We start from the raw sequence: 19539 nt of genomic DNA, 5'->3' as shown, positions 1-19539 counted from the left end.
TCGCGGCCATGCCATCTCCTACCGCCCCCAGCCCCGCCGGCCGCATATCCCTGCCCGAGTTGTTGCTGCTGGCCAGCGTCTTTGTCATCGCCGCCTGCGGCCTGGTCTACGAGCTGACGGCCGGTGCCTTGGCCAGTTACTTGCTCGGCGACTCGGTCTTGCAGTTCTCGACCATCATCGGCACCTATCTGTTCGCGATGGGCCTGGGTTCCTGGTTGAGCCGCTATTTGAAGCGCCAGCTGGTGGCGCAGTTCTTGAAGATCGAGTTGCTAGTCGGCGTGATTGGCGGGCTGATGCCGGCCGCACTCTTTGTGGCCCACAGCCTGCTGCCACCCGGCCAAGTGGCGGCCTTTCGGGTGCTGCTCTACGGCCTGGTGCTCTTGGTTGGCGCCTTGGTCGGGCTGGAAATTCCCTTGGTGATGCGCATTCTCAAAAAGCAATTCAGCGAGCGCTATGAGCTGGGTGACTTGGTCTCGCAGGTGCTCACCTTTGATTACCTGGGCGCCCTGGTGGTGGCGCTGGCTTTTCCGCTGCTGCTGGTGCCGCATTTGGGACTGGTGCGCACGGGCCTGTTTTTTGGGCTCTTGAATGTGCTGGTGGCGATCTGGGCGCTGTGGCTCTTTCGCTCGCAACTGCGCGCCTGGCGCGCTCATGCCTTGGCCTGCGCGGCCAGCTTGGGCCTGCTGCTGGTGGCGATGCTGGGTGCGGACCGACTGACGAGTTGGGCCGAGGACCGCTTCTACGGCGAGCACATTCTGGTGCGAGAAAGTTCAGACTACCAACGTGTCGTCGTCACCCAAGGCAATGCCGGCACGCGTCTGTTTTTGAACGGCAATTTGCAGTTCCATTCCAAAGACGAGTACCGCTATCACGAGGCCTTGGTGCACCCGGCCATGGCCGGCCACGGCGCGCCCCAAAAGGTCTTGGTGCTGGGTGGTGGCGACGGCATGGCCGTGCGGGAAGTATTGCGTTACCCCAGCGTGCAAAGCGTCACCCTGGTCGAGCTGGACCCGCATATGACGCGGCTGTTCTCCACCCTGCCCCTGCTGCGCCAACTCAACGGCGATGCGCTGCTTTCACCGAAGCTGAACATCGTCAATGCCGACGCCTTTGGCTGGCTGGAGCAACATGCCGGCTACTTCGACGTGATCGTGATCGACTTCCCCGACCCCAGCAATTTCGCGCTCGGCAAGCTCTACACCACGAGTTTTTATCAGTTGATCGACCAGCATTTGGCGGCCGGCGGCTACGCCGTGGTGCAGACCACCTCACCCTTGATCGCCAGACGCAGCTTCTGGACGGTGGTCAGCACCTTGGAAGCGGCCGGCCTGACGACGACGCCCTACCACGCTCATGTGCCGAGTTTTGGCGAATGGGGCTTTGTGCTGGCCGGCCGGCGCCCCTGGGCAAGGCCAAGCACGCTGCCAGAGGGGTTGAAGTTTCTGGATCTAGGCGGGCTGCCAGCCCTGTTGAACTTCCCCCCCGATATGGCGCGCGTGCCGACCGAAGTGAACCGATTGTCAAACCAGCAGTTGGTGCATGAGTTCGAAGCGGAATGGGGCAAGGTGCATTGATTGAAACGGCGTGAGTTGTTACTGGGCAGCGGCGCGGCCCTGCTGGCCGGCTGCGCTCCTGCAGACGCGGCTTTAGCAGGAGGCTGGGTCGGCGGGGCAGATCTCGAGCGCGGCCACCGCCTGCGTGCACCTGTGCCCAAGGCCGGCGATGGCCCACTGCGCCGCACAAAAATTCTGATCATCGGCGGCGGCGTTTCCGGTCTTGCCTGCGCCCGCGCCCTGAGCCAGGCGGGCATGACAGACTTTGCATTGCTGGAACTAGAAGAGGCTTGCGGCGGCAACAGTCGCGCCCACAGCATGGGCGGCATGCCCTGCCCGACCGGCGCGCATTATTTACCTTTGCCCGGTCCAGCTTCACCTGAGGTCTACCAGCTGCTTGAAGAGTTAGGTCTGGTGCGCCAGGTATTGGGTCGCGCGGTGTGGGACGAGCGCCATCTCTGCCACAGCCCGCAAGAGCGGCTGTTTTTCGACGGCACCTGGCACGAAGGCTTGTTGCCGCCGCCGCTCAGCGCGGCGGCAAGCGCACAGCAGCAGATGTTCGAGCGCGCCGTTGACCAAGCGCAGGCCACACTGGGCTTTGCCATGCCGAGCCGGCGCGCGCGCTGGACCCCTGGGGCTACGGCGCTGGACAGACAAACATTCGCCGCTTGGCTGACGCAGCAAGGCCTGCACGATGCTCAGCTGCTTTGGTATCTGGACTACTGTTGCCGCGACGACTACGGCGCGGGCATTCAAGACGTCTCAGCCTGGGCAGGGCTGCACTACTTCGCCAGCCGACATGGCTTTCACCCCGCCAACTCGAACAGCGAACGCGAGGCAGTCCTGACCTGGCCCCAAGGCAATGCCTTTTTGACCGATGCAATGGCCCAGCCCTTGGCCGACCAGATCCACAGCGGCCGCAGCGTCTTGCGCGTAGCACCCGGCAAACATCAGGTGGAGGTCTTGGCCTGGAACGAGGCCAAGCAGACGCCTGAGCGCTGGGTGGCCGATCAAGTCGTGTTGGCAACGCCGCTCTTCATCGCCAACCAACTGCTGGGCCAGGCGCTGACGCCACTCAAGGCCGCCGCCCAGCAGTTGCGCTATGCGCCTTGGTTGGTAGCCAATCTACAGCTCAAAGCCCCCCTGCTGCAACGCACGGGCGCGCCGCCGTCCTGGGACAATGTGGTCTATGCCAGCCAAGCGCTGGGTTATGTGGACGCCATGCATCAAGCCCTCGTGCCCAAGGCCGGACCTACGGTGTTGAGCGCCTACTGGGCATTGTCACAGGCGCGGCGCGGCGAATTGCTGCAACAGGATTGGCGCCATTGGCTGCGCCTGGTGTTGGCGGATTTGGGCACCGTCCACCCCGATCTGGCCGCGAACTTGCAGCGCGCAGATCTGGCCCGCTGGGGTCATGCGATGAGCATCCCGGTACCGGGCGTGCGCAGCTCGGCGGCGCTGAGCGCCTTGCTACAGCCGCAAGGCCGCCTGCACTTTGCGCACAGCGATCTGGCCGGCTACTCGGTCTTTGAGGAGGCTTACACGCGCGGCTATGAGCTGGGAGCGAGCCTGGCCGGAAGCCGAAGCTGAGCTTGAGACCCCACTTCATCGCAGGGCAAAAGCCGCAGCTTGCAAGTAACGCGCATCACCATAGACGGCCCACTCCTCCTGGCATGCATGGACCAGCTTGATGGTGTGATCATCGTCGGACAGGCTTGCTTGCTTGGCCAGCGCGGGCCAACTCAGGCCCAGCTGATCAACAGGCGCTTCACGCCGCTGCACGCGCCCGGCCAGGTAGGCGGCAACAAAGGCCTGGGTCAGTACAGCCTGGGCTGAGGCTTGAAACTGTGCGTCTTGCGGCAGCCAAGGCCCGAGAACACGCACAGCGCGCAGACCGGTGATCATGTGCAGCACAGTGAAATTGGCGCTGTGCAAGTAGTAGCCCAAGGCCAGGCTTGCCAGCTCCGCCACGCGAGCCAGCAAGGTCGGCGCAGGAGAAGGCGCTGCCCAAACCAACTCGGCAAACACCGGCCTGGCGCTGGCCTCCATCATGCGCAGAAAAATCAAGGGTGCCTCACTGCGCCAGGTGGACGCGCTGGCCACCAAACGCTCAGACCAAGCAGACAAGCTCAAGGGCTCGACACCACTGTGCACCAAAGGCGCCGGCAGTTGCTGCCAGCGGCTCGCCCAGTAGGCCAAAGCAGCGGCTAGCTCGCCGATGTGCCCGCCCTCTAAGGCATGAGCCAGCCGAATCGCACCGTGAAAGGCGACCGCCGAAACGCCCGGCAGCAGCTCGGGCAAGACCCGGCGCAGCAGCACGTCCCGACCTTCCGCCGCCAAGGCCAAGTCAAAATAGCAGCGCAAGGCACTGTAGGCCGACCAGTCGCCCCACAAGCTCAGCCAGTCCTGCGGCGGCGCGGCCGGAGACGGCGCCGCCATGCCTTCAAATCGACGGCCATAGCTATTGAAAAACGCGGCCATGCGCGCCTCGTCGGCACCCAGGCTGTGCAGGGCATGCAAGGCCATGGGCAGATGGCTGCTGAGTTGATCACCGTACTCGAGCGGAAATTGCCGCAAATTGAGTTCCAGCCAAGGGGCAAGTGCAAATGTGTGTGCTTGTACGTGAGTCATGATGAGCTTGATTGAGCTAGCAAGGCCCCTATACTGAAAGTTCAAGTTAACTTGAAGTCAACATTTTTCTCGAACGAGGTCGCCCGTGCCCAACTCTCCCGCCAAGCTTCAGGACGCACAGACACGCCTGCCGATCGGCGAGGTCGTGCGGCGCAGCGGCGTAGCCGCCAGTGCGCTGCGTTTTTATGAGGAACAAGGCCTGCTGGGCAGCCAGCGCAGCGAAGGCGGCCGGCGCCATTACGCGCGGGGAGATTTGCGCCGCATCGCCTTCATCCGCGCGGCACAAACTGTCGGGCTGAGCCTGGAACAAATTCGCGCTGCTTTGAGCCAGTTGCCCGATGGGCGCACGCCCAACGCCGCCGACTGGCAACGCCTGTCCAGCGGCTGGCGGCCGGTGTTGGATCAACGCATTGCCGAGCTGACCCAGTTGCGCGACACCTTGAGCGCCTGTATCGGCTGCGGCTGCTTGTCACTGAGCAAATGCGCGCTCTACAACCCGGCCGACACGGCGGCAAAGGCCGGACCCGGGGCCCGCTATTTGCTCGGTGACAGCGCGCAGGCCGTGATGGACGGGGCAGCTAAGTCAGGCCGCGCTGCAAAGCCTGCTGCTGCACCTGTTCGGGTGCGAAAGCCTTGATCAACTCGCCCATCAAGGCCCGCGCCTTGGCGCTATTGTCCTGGCCCATATTGCACACATAGACATCCAGCGTCACACCGCCCAACTCGGGCCAGGTGTGAACAGCCAGATGGGATTCGGCCAGCAGCATCACCCCGGTGATGCCGGACTGCGTTTCACCGGGAGCCGGCGTGAAGCGGTGAAACAGCTCGGCCACAGCACCCAGCTCAGCCGCTGCCACCGCACCCACGCAAAGTGCTTGCAAGGCAGCCGGATCAAGCATCAAGACAAGGTCGGCTCGGACACCGCTCAAATCAGCGGTCAGGTGCAGGCCCCGCATATTGGCGCGGCCGGCTCAGCCGCCGGTGACGGGTGGGAAGAAGGCGACTTCGGCGCCGTCTTGGATGACGGCATCTTCGGCGCACAACTGCTGATTCAAGGCACAGCGGACCGCGCGACTGCGCGCCAGCTGTTCGGCATGGGCGTCCGAGCGGGCCAGCAGCAAGTCACGCAACTCACCGACCGTCGTGCCGGCCGCCAAGCTCAGCGTCTCACTCGCACCGAAGCGCTCGCGCAGTGATGCAAAGAAACGCAGATTGATGGTGATGGCATTCATGTCAGCAGCTCAGTCATCGGCAAGTAACGCACAGAATGCCCGGCTTCAAAGGCCTGGCCGGCCGGATTGTCCAGCAGGCCATCGGCCCAGACGGCAGAGGTCAGTACACCCGAACTCTGATTGGGGAAAAGGTCCAATCCGCCGGCCTCATTGAGCCGCACACGCAAAAACTCGCGCCGCCTGTCGGCTTTGGGCCAATCGAAATCGGCCCGCAACATGAAGCTGCGCGGCTGCAGCTTTGTAGCGCCCTGCATGCGCAGAATCACCGGCCTTACAGCCAAGGCAAAGGTGACGAAGCTGGAGACCGGATTGCCGGGCAAGCCAATGAACCAAGCTCCGCCCACGCGACCGAAAGCCAGAGGCTTGCCAGGCTTGATCGCAATCTGCCACAAATCCAAACTGCCTTCGGCTTGTACGGCCGGACGCAGATGATCTTCCTCGCCGACCGAGACACCGCCCGAGGTGATGATCAGGTCGGCCTGGCCAGCCGCCTCACGCAAGGCGGCGCGGGTGGCGTCGAGTTTGTCGGGAACGATGCCTAAGTCGATCACCTCGCAGCCCAGGCCTTGCAGCATCGCGCGCAGCGTAAATCGGTTGGAGTTGTAAATGGCACCGGGCTTGAGGGGCTCGCCCGGCATCACCAACTCGTCACCGGTCGAGAACAGCGCCACGCGTGGCCGGCGTGCGACCGTCAGCTGAGCCGCGCCCACCGAAGCGGCCAAGCCTAGAGCGGCAGCATCAAGCCGGCAGCCCGCCGCCAGCACCGTGGCGCCTTGCTCCACATCCTCTCCACGCCGCCGAATCCACTGTCCCGCTTGCACCTGGGCATTGACGCGAACGCTGCCCAGACCCTCACTTGCAAGGTCCACGGCCAGCGCCTCGCATTGCTCTTGCATGACGACCGCATCGGCGCCGACGGGAATCTGCGCGCCGGTAAAAATGCGCGCCGCCGTGCCCGCTTGGTGGACCGCGCCAACAACGCCGGCCGGTACGCGCTGAGCGACCGGCAGGACCGCGTCGCTTGCTGCCACATCGGCGGCGCACAGCGCATAACCATCCATGCTGCTGTTATCGGCCGGCGGCACATCGATCAGCGACACCACCGGCTCGGCCAGCACCCGACCCAGCGCGTCGCCAGTGGGCAGTCGTTCGCTCAGCCCCAGCGGCTGGACGGTCGACAGCAAGCGCTCCAGCGCTTCGTCCAGGCTTTGCATGGCCAGACGATGAGGGGCAGCTTCAGACATGAGCTTGGATAAAGGACTTGACTGCTTGAACGTCGACCGGCATCACGCTCACACGCTTGGGCAGCGACTCGATGTTTTCCAAACCGGCCGGACGCGGCGGCGTCAAGCTCAAGGCCTCTTCAATCGTGGCAGCGAACTTCACCGGCAAGGCGGTCTCCAAGACCAGCATCGTGGTACCAGGTTGGCGGTATTCCAGCGCCACCTTCAGGCCGTCAGCGGTATGGGTGTCGACGATGACGCCGTATGTTTCATAGGTCGAGCGGATCGTCGCCAGACGGTCGGCATGGCTGCTGGAGCCGGAGACAAAGCCATAGGGCTGAATCTGCGCATGCTCGGCGGCGCTGATCTCGAAACGTCCAGCCTTGGCGATGGCGTCATCAAACAGCGATTTCACCCTCGCGCCGTCGCGTCCCAAGAGGTCAAACACAAAGCGCTCGAAATTGCTGGCCTTGGAGATATCCATCGAAGGACTGGAGGTCTCATGCGTATCCGCACTGCCGCGCACGCGATAGACGCCGGTGCGGAAGAATTCGTCCAGCACATCGTTCTCGTTCGTCGCCACGACCAGATTCGCGATGGGCAGGCCCATCATGCGCGCGACATGGCCGGCGCAGACATTGCCGAAATTGCCGGAAGGGACGGTGAAGCTGACCTTCTCGTCGTTCGACTTCGTGGCTTGGAAGTAGCCGGCGAAGTAATAAACAACTTGAGCGAGCAGACGCGCCCAATTGATCGAATTGACGGTGCCGATTTTGTACTTGCGTTTGAAGTCCAGGTCATTGGACACCGCCTTGACGATGTCCTGGCAATCATCGAACACGCCTTCGATGGCGATATTGTGGATGTTCGCGTCTTGCAGGCTGAACATCTGCGCCTGCTGGAACGGGCTCATGCGGCCATGGGGGCTGAGCATGAAGACATTGACGCCTGCCTTGCCGCGCATCGCGTACTCGGCCGCGCTGCCGGTGTCACCCGAGGTCGCACCAAGGATGTTGAGCGTCTCGCCACGGCGCTTCAATTCGTACTCGAACAACTGACCGAGCAATTGCATGGCCATGTCCTTGAAGGCCAGCGTCGGGCCATTGGACAAGGCTTGCAGGGCCAAGCCGGGCTCCAAGACCTTCAGCGGCGTGATTTCAGGCGTGCCGAACACCGCCTCGGTATAGGTCCGGCGGGCAATCGCGCGCAAGTCTTCTGTCGGGATGTCGTCGATATAGAGCGACAAGATCTCGAAGGCCAGATCGGCGTAGCTTAAGGCTCGCCACTTGCTCAGCTTCGCTGCGTCGATCTGCGGATAGCTCACCGGCAAATAAAGGCCACCATCGGGCGCCAGGCCTTCCAGCAGGATTTCGCAAAAAGCACGCTCGGTCTTGTCGCCACGGGTACTGATGTACTTCATGCCAACTCTTCCTTGCGCAGTCGCACGATAGGCGCCAGCACGGTCGGCAAACCTTGCATGCGTGCCAAGGCCTTGTTCATGCCGCCTTCGCTGGTTTCATGCGTCAGGATGATCAGATCGGTCTGACGCTCACCATCAGCAGATTCGCGCTGCAGCACCGCATCGATCGAGATATCGCTCTCGGCCAAGATGGTGGTGATGCTGGACAAGACGCCGGCCTCGTCGGCCACCCGCAAGCGCAGGTAGTAGCTGCTCAGCACATCTTCCATCGGCAGAATGGCGGTGTCGCTGATGGCATCGGGCTGGAAGGCCAGATGCGGCACGCGGTGATCGGGGTCAGCGGTGTGCAAGCGGGTGATGTCGACCAGGTCGGCGATGATGGCCGAGGCGGTCGGCTCGGCGCCCGCACCCTTGCCGTAGTACAGCGTGGTGCCGACAGCATCGCCCTGCACCACCACCGCATTCATCGCCCCCTCCACATTGGCGATCAAGCGCGTGATCGGCACCAAGGTCGGGTGCACGCGCAGCTCGATGCCTTTCTCGCGCCTGCGCGTCAGGCCCAGCAGCTTGATGCGGTAACCGAGTTGTTCGGCATATTTGATGTCGGCCGCCTGCAACTGGCTGATGCCCTCGACATGGGCCTTGTCGAACTGCACCGGCACCCCAAAAGCGATTGCGCTCATGATGGTCAGCTTGTGCGCCGCGTCCACACCTTCAACATCGAAGGTCGGGTCGGACTCGGCATAGCCCAGGCGCTGCGCCTCCTTCAACACGGTGGCAAAGTCCAGGCCCTTGCTGCGCATCTCGGAGAGGATGAAATTGGTCGTGCCGTTGATGATGCCGGCAATCCACTCAATGCGGTTGGCCGTCAGACCTTCACGCAAGGCTTTGATGATGGGAATGCCGCCGGCCACGGCCGCTTCGAAAGCAACCATCACGCCTTTTTCGCGTGCAGCCGCGAAGATCTCGGTGCCATGCACGGCCACGAGGGCCTTGTTGGCCGTCACCACATGCTTGCCGGCAGCAATCGCTTCCAGCACCAGCGTGCGCGCCAGGTCACAGCCACCGATGGTCTCGACGACGATGTCAATCTCGGGGTTGCGAATGATGTCGAAGGGGTCGGCCGTCACGGTCACACCCTCGCCGACGATTTGCTTGGCCAGCGCCACATTGCGGCGGCTCACCATCGTGATCTCGATGCCCCGGCCGGCGCGGCCACGGATTTCTTGGCTGTTGCGACGCAGCACATTGAAAGTGCCGCTGCCCACGGTACCAATGCCCAGCAGGCCAACTTTGATCGCTTTCATGGGAGTTCTCTCTGCTCTTCGCTAAAAAACTAAGGCGTCCGGCGACTAGCGCCCGGCCCGCTTGCGGTAATGCGTCAGGAAACGCTCGATTCGCCCCACCGCTTCCCGCAGGTCGTCGGAGTTGGGCAGAAAAACGAGCCGGAAATGATCGGGGGCTATCCAGTTGAAGCCCGTCCCTTGCACGATCAACACCTTTTCCTCGGCCAGCAATTCATAGGCGAATTGCTGGTCATCCTCGATCGGGTAGATCTTCGGGTCCAGGCGGGGGAACATATACAAAGCCGCTTTCGGCTTGACCACGCTGACGCCAGGAATCTGCGTCAGCAAGTCGTAGGCGAGGTCACGCTGGCGGCACAGGCGGCCGCTTGGTGCGACCAGGTCGTTGATGCTCTGGTAGCCGCCCAAGGCGGTCTGAATCGCCAACTGACCCGGCGTGTTGGCGCATAAGCGCATCGAGGCCAGCATATTCAGGCCGGTGATGTAGTCCTGCGCATGGCGCTTCTCGCCCGAAACAATCATCCAGCCGGCGCGGTAGCCGCAGGAGCGGTAGTTCTTGGACAGGCCGTTGAAGGTCACGAACAACACATCATCAGCCAGCGAAGCCAGGCTGGTATGCACATTGCCGTCGTAGAGTGTCTTGTCGTAGATCTCGTCGGCAAAGATGATCAGCTGGTGCTGGCGGGCGATCTCGACGATTTCCAGCAGCACGCTGTCAGGGTAAAGCGCGCCGGTCGGGTTGTTCGGGTTGATGACGACGATGCCCTTGGTATTGGGCGTGATTTTGCGGCGGATGTCGGCCACATCCGGCATCCAGTCGGCTTGCTCGTCACACACATAATGCACAGGCCTTCCGCCGGCCAGGGCGACCGACGCTGTCCACAGCGGATAGTCGGGTGCTGGCACCAGGATTTCGTCGTCGCCGTTGAGCAGGGCATTCATGCTCATGGTGATCAACTCGGACGCGCCGTTGCCGAGGTAGACATCGTCGATGGTGACGCCGGCGATCTTCTTTTCCTGGCAGTAATGCACCACCGCCTTGCGCGGGGCGAACAGGCCCTTGGAGTCGGTGTAGCCAGCCGCAGCAGGCAGATTGCGGATCATGTCCTGCACGATCTCATCCGGAGGCTCGATACCGAAGGCGGCGATATTGCCGATGTTCAGCTTGATGATCTTGTGCCCCTCCTCCTCCATTTGCCGGGCCTTGTCGAGCACGGGCCCGCGGATGTCATAGCAGACATTGGCCAATTTGCGGGACTTGAGCATGGGCTTCAACAAGACTGGAACTCCTCAAACATGGCGGGGGGCGCGAGGGAAAGCGGCTCAGCGCGCAGAAATGCTGCGCCGCAAAACGTACAATTTAATCACAGGCTGGTGGCCCGGCGGCAAAGAGCGCCGCGAGCGCCGGCCGAACTCCTTGAAATTCGTCAGCCTTTCTTCAACGCTTTAAGCGCTCTGATCCCGTCATGAAATTCCAACTCGATGAGCCGCAAGGCGGCAACAGCATTTCAAAGCATGATGGACGCACCGTTTGGGTCAACGGGGAAGCCTATGCGGCGAGCCTGCTCGTACCTTGGAAGGGCGAAGTACAGGCCTGGAGCTTGCAGCGCTTTGAAGACCTGACGGAGCTGCACTTCGAACAGATCTTGAGCCTGAAGCCCGAGTTGGTGATTTTCGGCAGCGGCGCTCGCATCAGGTTTGCCAAGCCGGCCTTGTACCAAAGCTTGATCCAGGCCCGGATCGGCGTGGAAACCATGGATCTGGCGGCGGCCTGCCGCACCTACAACGTACTGGCCAGCGAAGGGCGCAATGTTTTGGCGGCGCTTTTGATTGAGGCCTGAAAGCGGCCGCGCTTTTTAGGCAGGCCTCACGGGACTTGGCAGGGCCACAGAGCCGCTTGAGCCCTCGTCGCCGGACCGTCACGCCGAACAACGTATAATCAGCAGCTATGCCTACTCGGGCGCATCATACATACATCGCCAAATGACGCCAGCGCTCAACAAACCTCTCCCGGAAATTGAAGCCCTTGCCACGGGAGGCGTGAAGTTCACTCCGCACACCTACCTCGGACATGCCGTCGTGTTGTTCTTCTACCCGAAGGACAATACCCCGGGTTGTACCACCGAGGCGATGCAATTCCGTGACCGCTACAAAGACTTTGTGAAATCCGGCACGGTTGTGCTTGGAGTTTCGCGCGACAACATGGCTTCGCACGACAAGTTCAAGCAAACGCTTGAGCTGCCCTTCGAGCTGATTGCCGACACCGAAGAAAAGCTCTGCCATATGTTTGGCGTGGTCAAGAACAAGATCATGTACGGCAAAAAGGTCAAAGGCATCGAGCGTTCGACCTTCTTGATCGATGCGACCGGCGTGCTGCGAGCCGAATGGCGCGGCATCAAGGTCGCCGGCCATGTCGATGAAGTGCTGAAGGAAGTCGGCAACCTGAAGAAGGAAATTGCCTGAGCCTTGCACCCGCTGCATTGAACCCTCAGAAAACCGGCCCGCGCTGTCCAAGCCCGGCCGGTTTTTTCTTGGGCCAAGACCTTCATTTGGTGTCATCACGCTTTGTGCATAATGGGTCCATGCCCGAGAGCCGCAAAGCCAAACCCCAAAGCCGCACAGCTGTCTGTGCGGCTTTTGTTTTTTGCGCGCGACCAGATCACCCTCGGACCCCATTTTTCAACGCAGACTGACGCCCACCATGCCCCTGCCCAAGCCCCCGACCAAACGTGCCAGCCGCCTGGAGTCTTCCGCCTTCGAGGCCAACTTGGCCGTCAGCAAGCCTGATGCGCCGCGCAAGTCAGCGCCGCCTGTCGCCGCGGCCAAGCCGGCGCCCGCTGTCAGTCAGGCCGCGCCAGTTGCCGTTGCCAGCACCAAACCAGCAGCCAGCAGCAAGGCCGCAACGCCCGTAACGACCACCCAAGACGTGCAAACAACCTTTGCGCCGCCACGCGCGACCGGCGCCAAGACCAGACCGGCAGCGACCACGGCCGCCAAGCTCGCTTCGGCCGAGTCTGCCGCCCAGCCCAAGACCAGCAAGTCGAAGAAGGCGGCAGCGGCCGGTGCACCCAAGCTGTTTGTGCTGGACACCAATGTGCTGATGCATGACCCGATGTGCTTGTTCCGATTCGAGGAACACGACATCTATCTGCCCATGATCACCTTGGAGGAAATGGACGGCCACAAAAAGGGCATGACCGAGGTGGCGCGCAATGTGCGTCAGGTCAGCCGCGAACTGGACAACCTTGCCGGCGGCCTCAAGAGCAGTGGACTGGAAGAAATGGCCAAGGGCCTACCCTTGAACCACACCGGCCACCGCGAAGCCGGCGGCAAGCTGTTCTTCCAAACACAGTTGGTTGACGCGCCGCTGCCGCCGGGCCTGCCCCAAGGCAAGGCCGATAACCAGATCCTCGCGGTGGTGACGGCGCTGAAGCTGAAGGAGCCGGGCCGCGAGGTCGTGCTGGTGTCCAAGGACATCAATATGCGGATCAAGGCGCGTGCCCTGGGCCTGCCGACCGAGGACTACCGCAACGACAAGACGCTGGAAGACTCCGACCTGCTCTACACCGGCGTGCAAGCCCTGCCGGCCGACTTTTGGGAGCGCCACGGCAAGACCATGGAGAGCTGGAGCCAGGGCGGCATCACCTTCTACCGCATCAGCGGGCCACTGGTGCCGTCTCTGCTGGTCAATGAACTGATCTACCTGGAGGCCCCAGGTGCCGCGCCGCTCTATGCCAAGGTGCTGGAGATCACCGGCAAGACCGCCGTGCTGCGCACGCTGAAAGACTATGGCAATCAAAAGCACAAGGTCTGGGGAGTGACCGCCCGCAACCGCGAGCAGAACTTTGCGCTGAATTTGCTGATGGACCCCGATGTCGATTTCGTCACACTGACCGGCACCGCCGGCACCGGCAAGACCTTGATGACGCTGGCGGCGGGCCTGTCACAAGTACTGGATGAGCGGCGCTATTCCGAGATCATCGTCACCCGCGTGACCGTGCCGGTGGGCGAAGACATCGGTTTCCTGCCCGGCACCGAAGAAGAGAAGATGAGCCCCTGGATGGGCGCGCTGGACGACAATATGGAGGTGCTGGGTCGCGGCGATAACACCGCCGGCGAATGGGGTCGCGCTGCCACCAACGACTTGGTGCGCAGCAAGATCAAGATCAAGAGCATGAACTTCATGCGTGGCCGCACCTTCTTGAACAAGTACGTGATCATCGATGAGGCGCAGAACCTGACGCCCAAGCAGATGAAGACACTGATCACGCGAGCCGGCCCCGGCACCAAGATCGTTTGCCTGGGCAACTTGGCGCAGATCGACACGCCCTATCTGACCGAGGGTAGCTCCGGCCTGACCTTTGCAGTGGACCGCTTCAAGGGCTGGGCCCACAGCGGCCATGTGACGCTGGCGCGCGGCGAGCGCTCAAGACTGGCGGATTTCGCCTCCGAAGTACTCTGAACTCGGGCAGCGTCCAGCTCTCACACTAGGGCGGCCGAGCGGTCGCCCTTTTCACTTTTCAAATCAAAAATGAGTTTCTACGTTTCAGATCTTGACGGCACCTTGCTGGACCAGCAGGGCAAGTTGGCACCCAGCACCCGGGCCGGCCTGCTGCAACTCCTCGACCAAGGGCTGACCTTCACCGTCGCCAGCGCGCGCCACGTCTCTTCCATTCGCCAGATCCTGGGTGACTTGCCGCTGCGCTTACCCGTTATTTCGTCGAACGGCGCCTATATCAGCGAGATGGCAAGCGGCAGGCACGAACTGGTGCACGCGATAGAGCCGGCCTTGAGCCAAGCCGTGTTCGCGCTGATCCGCCAACACGGCCTGATGCCTTTTATATCGACCCATGGCCCCAAGGGCGATCAGCTCTTCTACCAATCGGTGCACAACGAGGCGCAGCAAGCCTTTGTCGACGAGCGCAAGCGCAATGCCGACCCGCGCCTGCGTCATACGGCCCGTCTGCAAGACGAGTTAGGGACACCGGCCGTGACCTTTGTGGTGGTGGACCGCGAAGGGCCACTGGCGGCGCTACAAGCCGCGATTGACGAGTTATGCGGGGATGCGGTGGAAACCCATCTCGCCGAGGACCTCTACAAACCCGATTGGCCCTGGCTGACCGTGCACGACCGGCGCGCCACCAAGGACCAGGCCATCAAAACCTTGGCCGAACGCTACGGCCTGCAAGAACGCGAAGTGGTGGTGTTCGGCGATCATGTCAACGACATCAAGATGCTGCGCGCCGCACACCGCGGCATCGCGGTCGCCAACGCCATTGCGGCGGTCAAAGATGAAGCCCATCAGGTGATCGGGCCTCACCATGAAGACAGCGTGCTGCGCTTTATCGATGCTGACTGGAAGCGCTGAGGATCAAGCTCAGCGCCGATAGACAGAGCTCAAGCCTGCTTGAGCAAGCCGCCCAACATGCCGGCCAAATCACCCAAGCCGCCGGCACCAGCGGCCGGCACTTCGCCATGCGGCGTCAGCATATTGATGATCTCCGGCAACATCTGGCTGAGCTGCGAGCCGGCCTCGGCGTGCGAAACGCCGGCCTGCGCGGCCAATTGCGACATCAGATCACCGCCCAAGGCCGAGCTCAGTTGATCACCCGACACCGGCTGATTGGCTCCATGCCCGACCCAGGACTGCACCTGCTCGCCCAAACCGGCACCTTCCAACTGCTTCAACAAGCCGCCCAAGCCGCCTTGCGCCGAGCCATTGGCCAGTAGACCCGAGACAATGCCGACCCAGTCCGGGCCGCTGCCGCCATGCCCTTGCCCTTGACCCGCCAAGGCCTGCGTCGCAGCACCAATCAAAGAATCCATCAAACCCATAATGCGCTCCCCTATATACAAACACGATGCAATTCATCGCGTTCGGATTGTCTACGCGCAGCCGTGATCCCCTGTGAAAAAAAGTTAGGAGCCAACAAAATCACGCTTGGGCCTAACTGTTCTCGGCCATTGACGAGCCACATCGGGCAAAACTCGGGATTACCCTGAATCCACGTTAAAATCTAAGCTCTAGATCCCGACTTGCTGCGGGCTTTCCCTTGCTTTCCCTTAGCTAGACGACTGACTGCTTGACACCTGCAACAGCCCCCGCCTAAGCTGCGCGCCGAACACCATGCTCGACGCCAGCCACTGCCACCCCTCCCCGCTCAAAACTATCTGGACCCTGCGCCGCCTGACGGCCAGCGCGGTCGGTTTGCTCTTGTGTGTCAGTACGGCAAGCCAAGCGCAAAACGCGCCGCCGCCCGGCATGGTCACCGGCGCCTTGGGATGGAGTCTCGTGCAGGGCTCAACTGCGGCGAAAGCCGCGCCGCCACCAGCCCTTGTTGCGGCAGCAGCTGTTGCAACATCCGCATCGGCCGCATCACCGAGCTCAGCCATTCAGCCGTCCGCGCTGAGTGCGACTGTGGCAAATCCGGCAGCCGATCCGGTCAGTCGGTTTCTGCAGGAACGAGGCTTCTTGTCGCAAGGGCAAATCGAGCCGGGCCGCTTGATGGAGCAGGTGCGCGACGCTGCATCCAATCTGGTGATCTCGTCGATGAACTTCCTGGGCGTGCGCTACACCCGAGGCGGCTCCTCGGTGGAAAGTGGCTTTGACTGCAGCGGCTTTACCCGCCATATTTTTGAATCCAGCGTCGGCATGATCTTGCCGCGCCGCGCCGACGAACAGGCCAAGATGTCGAATCTGCTGACCGTCAAGCGGGACGAACTCAAGCCCGGCGATCTGGTGTTTTTCAACACCATGAAGCGCACCTTCTCGCATGTGGGTATCTATGTCGGCGAAGGCAAGTTCATCCACTCACCCCGTGTCGGCGGCGCCGTGCGGGTGGAAGATATGCGTGAAGCCTATTGGGCCAAACGCTTCACCGGCGCACGTCGCGCCGACCTGAAGTCGGCGGGAGCGGGAGCCGTAGACAGTTCCCGTTGAACGGACTCTGCGCCAAAGTCTATTTCGAGGGCCGTAAAAAGTCGGCCTCCACCCAGGCCTGAGCGCTGCTCTCGGTCAATTTGAACCCGGCGCTGACCTTCACCTCGGCCAAGACATCGCCATCGGCATTCTTGGCGCTCAGCGTGGCATAAGGGTTATCTTCATCGGGCACGATGTCCAGCAGCACCGTCAAGCGGCCCTTCTCGCTATCGATCTTCAGGCTCTTGTGCAGTTGCGCGTGCAGTTGCTGCTCATGACGACGCAAGACTTCTGAGGCCGTTTTCACCAAGGTGTGAAAGGCCGGCGCCGACAGCGGCTTGGGGTTCTTTTTATCACGCCCCATGGTCCAAGGCCCGACCAGCGCCGGCTCGGCCTCGCCCGCCAAGGTCATCGCCACGGCCCAGCCCTCGTCATCTTCGTTCTTGATGACCTGGGCAGTCCAGCGCTCGTCACGCCAGCATAGATCGCCCTGGGTCCAGGTGTCTTCGGCGTTCAACGCCATTTCGTTCAATGGTGATTCAAGCTGTACATCCATACAGCTACGATATCACGACATCTTGGCCACCAGGGTCAGAATGTCGTAACTGGCCACCATTTCGCCACGCTGATTCATCACTTGCACATCCCAGGCGACCACACCCTGCGGCGGCTGATCCGGGCGATTGCCCCGGTCGATGCGGCGCTTGCAGGTCAGGCGCGCCTGAATCGTGTCGCCGATCGCCACCGGATTGACGAAGCGCAGGGTGTCAAGGCCGTAGTTGGCCAAAACCGGGCCGGGCGCCGGCGACACGAACAAGCCGGCCGCCGCCGACAGGACGAAATAGCCATGCGCAATGCGCTGGCCAAATTGCGTGTCCTTGGCCGCGATGGCGTCAAAGTGCATATAGAAATAGTCGCCCGAAACACCGCCGAAATTGACGATATCGGCCTCGCTGACGGTGCGCCGGTGGGTCAGCAGCGAGTCGCCAATCTGAATTTCTTCAAAATGCTTGCGGAACGGATGCACCGCATGCTCTTGCACCTTGCCGCCACGCTGATACTCGCCGGTGATGGCGCTCAGCATGGTCGGGCTGCCCTGCACCGCGCAGCGCTGCAAATAATGCTTGATGGCCCGCGAACCACCCAGCTCCTCGCCGCCCCCGGCGCGACCCGGGCCGCCATGCTTGAGTTGCGGCATCGGTGAGCCGTGGCCGGTCGACTCCTTCGCGGCATCGCGGTCCAGCACCAGAATGCGGCCATGGAAGGCTCCGGCGAAATAGACCGTTTGCGCTGCGATGGCCGGCGTCTTGGTAACCACCGAGGCCACCAGACTGCCGCGCCCCTTGGCGGCTAGGCTCAGGGCCTGATCGAGATCGTCATAAGGCATCAAGGTCGAGACCGGGCCGAACGCTTCCAGATTGTGGACGGCTTGGTTGGCGAAGCCATCACGGCAGAGCAGCAGCGTCGGCGCGAAGAAACAGCCTTCGCTAACGCCCTCCCCGACCGGCGCAAAGCTATCGCGCTCACCGAAGATGACTTCATTGCCGGCGCTCAACGCTGCCAGCCGCTCGGCCACATCGGCCTGCTGCGCCTTCGAGGCCAGCGCGCCCATGCGCACACCCTCGATCGCCGGGTCGCCGACTTTGATCTTGGCCAGCCGCTCGCGCAAAGTTGAGGCGACCGCATCGATATGGCGGGCCGGCACGATGGCGCGCCGAATGGCCGTGCACTTCTGACCCGCCTTGGCCGTCATCTCGCGCGCCACTTCCTTAATGAACAGATCAAACTCCGGATCAGCCACCTCGACATCGGGCGCCAGGATAGCGCAATTCAGGCTGTCGGCCTCGGCGTTGAACGGAATCGAGCGGCGCACCAGATTGGCGTTCACGCGCAGCATGGCGGCCGTGTCGGCCGAGCCGGTGAAGGTGACCACATCGGTCTCCTCCAGCCGGTCGAGCAGATCGCCGGAGCCGCCGATGATCAGCTGCAGCGCGCCGGCCGGCAGCAGGCCGCTGGCGTGAATCAAACGCACGCAGGCTTCGGCAACAAAGGAGGTTGCGGTGGCGGGCTTGACGATGCAAGGCATGCCGGCCAGAAAACTCGGCGCGAACTTCTCCAACATGCCCCACATCGGGAAGTTGAAGGCATTGATGTGCACAGCCACGCCGCGCTTGGGCACCAACACATGCGAGCCGATGAACTGCCCTTCTTTGCTCAAGGGGATGGCAGGGCCTTCATGCAACACATTGCTGGACGGCAACTCGCGCCGGCCTATGCTGGCATACGCAAACAGGGTGCCGATGCCACCTTCGATATCGATCCAGTTGTCGCTGCGCGTGCCGCCGGTATGGGCCGACACGGCGTAGAGCGACTCCTTGTGCTCCATCAAGTAAGTGGCCAAAGCCTTCAGGCAGGCGGCGCGTTGCTGAAAGTCGAATTTCAGCAAGGCAGGCAGGGCCTGCGTCCGGGCAAAGGCCAGGCTCTCGGCAAAGTCGATCTCGTCCGCATGGGTCAGCGCCACGGCACGGCCGTTGATGGCGCTGTGCAGGCTGCGGGCGGCTTGGCTGCCGACCCAACGGTTGGCGATCAGGCTTTGAAGAATGGGAGCTTGGGTGTTCATCAATGTCTCGCTATACAGAAATCGTCAAGCCTTGACGGCAGAGATGCCGCCAAAGAACAGGTCGGCGACCATCGGTGCCACCGCTTCATAACTCAAATCACCATCGGGCTTGAGCCAGGTGAAGGTCCAGTTGATCATGCCGAACAAGAGCATGGTCAGCGGCTTGTGCAGCTTGGCGGCACTCAACTCCGGCCGCAGTGCCGCCACCGCGTCGGCAAAGGCAGCCACCACGCGGCGCTCGATTTCGAGCAGCCGGGCACGGTCCTCGTCGTTCAAGAACTTGACGTCCTCGGTCAAGACCCGATGTTCGTTTTGCGCCTCGCCGTAAGCCTGCACAAAGCGCGCAATCAAGGCCCGCAGCAAGGCTTCGGGCGCGAGAGATTGCTCGCGCGCCTGCGCTTGCACCTCGGTGACCAGAGTCTCCAACCACTGCACATGGGTCTCGCAGATCTGCATCAACAGTTCATGCTTGTCGCGCACATAGTGATAAAGCGTGGGCTTGGAGACCGCGCAGGCCTCGGCCACTGCATTCATCGAGGTACCGGGGTAGCCCTGGTTCGCAAACAGGCGCGCCGCGTTGCGCAAAATTTCATCGCGTTGATTCTCAAAACCGGGGGCGCGTCCACGAGCCATGGCT

Annotated in this window: 19 protein-coding genes; 8 read left to right on the top strand and 11 right to left on the bottom strand. The window is 62.2% G+C overall.

The features are described 5' to 3' along the window. Positions 1-8 precede the first annotated feature (8 nt). Together PRZ03_RS04615 and PRZ03_RS04610 are read left to right on the top strand one after the other, a co-directional pair. Positions 9-1574 carry a polyamine aminopropyltransferase gene (locus PRZ03_RS04615; protein ID WP_273599222.1) on the top strand — a complete coding sequence of 522 codons (1566 nt, stop codon included), beginning with the start codon at positions 9-11 and terminating at the stop codon, positions 1572-1574. Continuing rightward, positions 1575-3143, top strand: a complete 1569-nt coding sequence (locus PRZ03_RS04610) for a flavin monoamine oxidase family protein (protein WP_273599221.1) — start codon at positions 1575-1577, stop codon at positions 3141-3143. It begins immediately after the preceding gene. Between the two features lie 15 nt (positions 3144-3158). On the opposite strand, the gene PRZ03_RS04605 is transcribed toward PRZ03_RS04610, so the two are convergent. Then, a complete protein-coding gene (locus tag PRZ03_RS04605) occupies positions 3159-4184 on the bottom strand; it encodes a questin oxidase family protein (protein WP_273599220.1) in 1026 nt (341 codons plus the stop codon). An 85-nt stretch (positions 4185-4269) separates the two neighbouring features. Between PRZ03_RS04605 and soxR the strand changes: the two genes are divergently transcribed. Next, positions 4270-4821, top strand: coding sequence for a redox-sensitive transcriptional activator SoxR (gene soxR, locus PRZ03_RS04600; protein ID WP_273599219.1), 552 nt, complete (start codon positions 4270-4272; stop codon positions 4819-4821). Here the strand turns inward: soxR and speD are convergent. Genes speD through PRZ03_RS04570 form a run of 6 tightly spaced genes read right to left on the bottom strand, consistent with a single transcriptional unit; the run spans position 4763 to position 10638 of the window. Then, a complete protein-coding gene (gene speD, locus PRZ03_RS04595; RefSeq protein ID WP_273599218.1) occupies positions 4763-5140 on the bottom strand; it encodes an adenosylmethionine decarboxylase in 378 nt (125 codons plus the stop codon). The two genes, soxR and speD, sit on opposite strands and share 59 nt — an antisense overlap. Before the next feature lie 15 nt (positions 5141-5155). Further along, entirely contained in the window at positions 5156-5416 is a 261-nt protein-coding gene (gene moaD / locus PRZ03_RS04590) for a molybdopterin converting factor subunit 1 (protein ID WP_273599217.1), read from the bottom strand. Continuing rightward, positions 5413-6660, bottom strand: a complete 1248-nt coding sequence (locus PRZ03_RS04585; RefSeq protein WP_273599216.1) for a molybdopterin molybdotransferase MoeA — start codon at positions 6658-6660, stop codon at positions 5413-5415. The genes moaD and PRZ03_RS04585 overlap by 4 nt, the downstream gene beginning before the upstream one ends. Next, positions 6653-8059 carry a threonine synthase gene (gene thrC / locus PRZ03_RS04580; RefSeq protein WP_273599215.1) on the bottom strand — a complete coding sequence of 469 codons (1407 nt, stop codon included), beginning with the start codon at positions 8057-8059 and terminating at the stop codon, positions 6653-6655. The genes PRZ03_RS04585 and thrC overlap by 8 nt, the downstream gene beginning before the upstream one ends. Continuing rightward, positions 8056-9366, bottom strand: a complete 1311-nt coding sequence (locus tag PRZ03_RS04575) for a homoserine dehydrogenase (protein ID WP_273599214.1) — start codon at positions 9364-9366, stop codon at positions 8056-8058. Before PRZ03_RS04575 ends, thrC begins: the two co-directional genes overlap by 4 nt. Positions 9367-9411: 45 nt before the next feature. Next, positions 9412-10638 carry a pyridoxal phosphate-dependent aminotransferase gene (locus PRZ03_RS04570; RefSeq protein ID WP_273599348.1) on the bottom strand — a complete coding sequence of 409 codons (1227 nt, stop codon included), beginning with the start codon at positions 10636-10638 and terminating at the stop codon, positions 9412-9414. Positions 10639-10829: 191 nt separating this feature from the next. Between PRZ03_RS04570 and PRZ03_RS04565 the strand changes: the two genes are divergently transcribed. From PRZ03_RS04565 to PRZ03_RS04550, 4 genes are all read left to right on the top strand, one after another. Beyond that, the gene (locus tag PRZ03_RS04565) at positions 10830-11204 is read left to right on the top strand and encodes an Mth938-like domain-containing protein (protein ID WP_263532021.1); all 375 of its coding nucleotides are present in this window, start codon (positions 10830-10832) and stop codon (positions 11202-11204) included. A gap of 142 nt (positions 11205-11346) precedes the next feature. Then, positions 11347-11826: a peroxiredoxin gene (locus PRZ03_RS04560; protein WP_263532020.1), complete on the top strand. Its 480-nt coding sequence runs from the start codon at positions 11347-11349 to the stop codon at positions 11824-11826. Positions 11827-12064: 238 nt separating this feature from the next. Beyond that, on the top strand, positions 12065-13825 hold the full coding sequence (locus tag PRZ03_RS04555) for a PhoH family protein (protein WP_273599213.1): 1761 nt from the start codon (positions 12065-12067) through the stop codon (positions 13823-13825). Positions 13826-13894: 69 nt separating this feature from the next. Then, entirely contained in the window at positions 13895-14731 is an 837-nt protein-coding gene (locus tag PRZ03_RS04550) for an HAD family hydrolase (protein WP_273599212.1), read from the top strand. A 29-nt stretch (positions 14732-14760) separates the two neighbouring features. On the opposite strand, the gene PRZ03_RS04545 is transcribed toward PRZ03_RS04550, so the two are convergent. Further along, entirely contained in the window at positions 14761-15189 is a 429-nt protein-coding gene (locus tag PRZ03_RS04545; protein ID WP_263532017.1) for a YidB family protein, read from the bottom strand. A 301-nt stretch (positions 15190-15490) separates the two neighbouring features. On the opposite strand from PRZ03_RS04545, the gene PRZ03_RS04540 reads away from it, so the two are divergent. Further along, entirely contained in the window at positions 15491-16303 is an 813-nt protein-coding gene (locus PRZ03_RS04540; RefSeq protein ID WP_338109591.1) for a C40 family peptidase, read from the top strand. Between the two features lie 19 nt (positions 16304-16322). On the opposite strand, the gene PRZ03_RS04535 is transcribed toward PRZ03_RS04540, so the two are convergent. From PRZ03_RS04535 to PRZ03_RS04525, 3 genes are read right to left on the bottom strand one after another with little or no spacing between them, the layout of a single operon-like run. Next, complete coding sequence (locus PRZ03_RS04535; RefSeq protein ID WP_273599346.1) at positions 16323-16805, bottom strand: hypothetical protein; 483 nt, start codon at positions 16803-16805, stop codon at positions 16323-16325. Between the two features lie 45 nt (positions 16806-16850). Beyond that, positions 16851-18902, bottom strand: coding sequence for a phenylacetic acid degradation bifunctional protein PaaZ (paaZ, locus tag PRZ03_RS04530; protein WP_273599210.1), 2052 nt, complete (start codon positions 18900-18902; stop codon positions 16851-16853). 24 nt (positions 18903-18926) lie between these two features. Further along, positions 18927-19535, bottom strand: coding sequence for a TetR/AcrR family transcriptional regulator (locus tag PRZ03_RS04525; RefSeq protein ID WP_273599209.1), 609 nt, complete (start codon positions 19533-19535; stop codon positions 18927-18929). Between the last annotated feature and the right edge of the window lie 4 nt (positions 19536-19539).

Source organism: Roseateles albus, assembly GCF_028595345.1.
Classification (GTDB): domain Bacteria; phylum Pseudomonadota; class Gammaproteobacteria; order Burkholderiales; family Burkholderiaceae_C; genus Paucibacter_A; species Paucibacter_A albus.
Note: the sequence above shows the minus strand (reverse complement) of the source record. Positions and strands in the feature narration are given on the sequence as shown.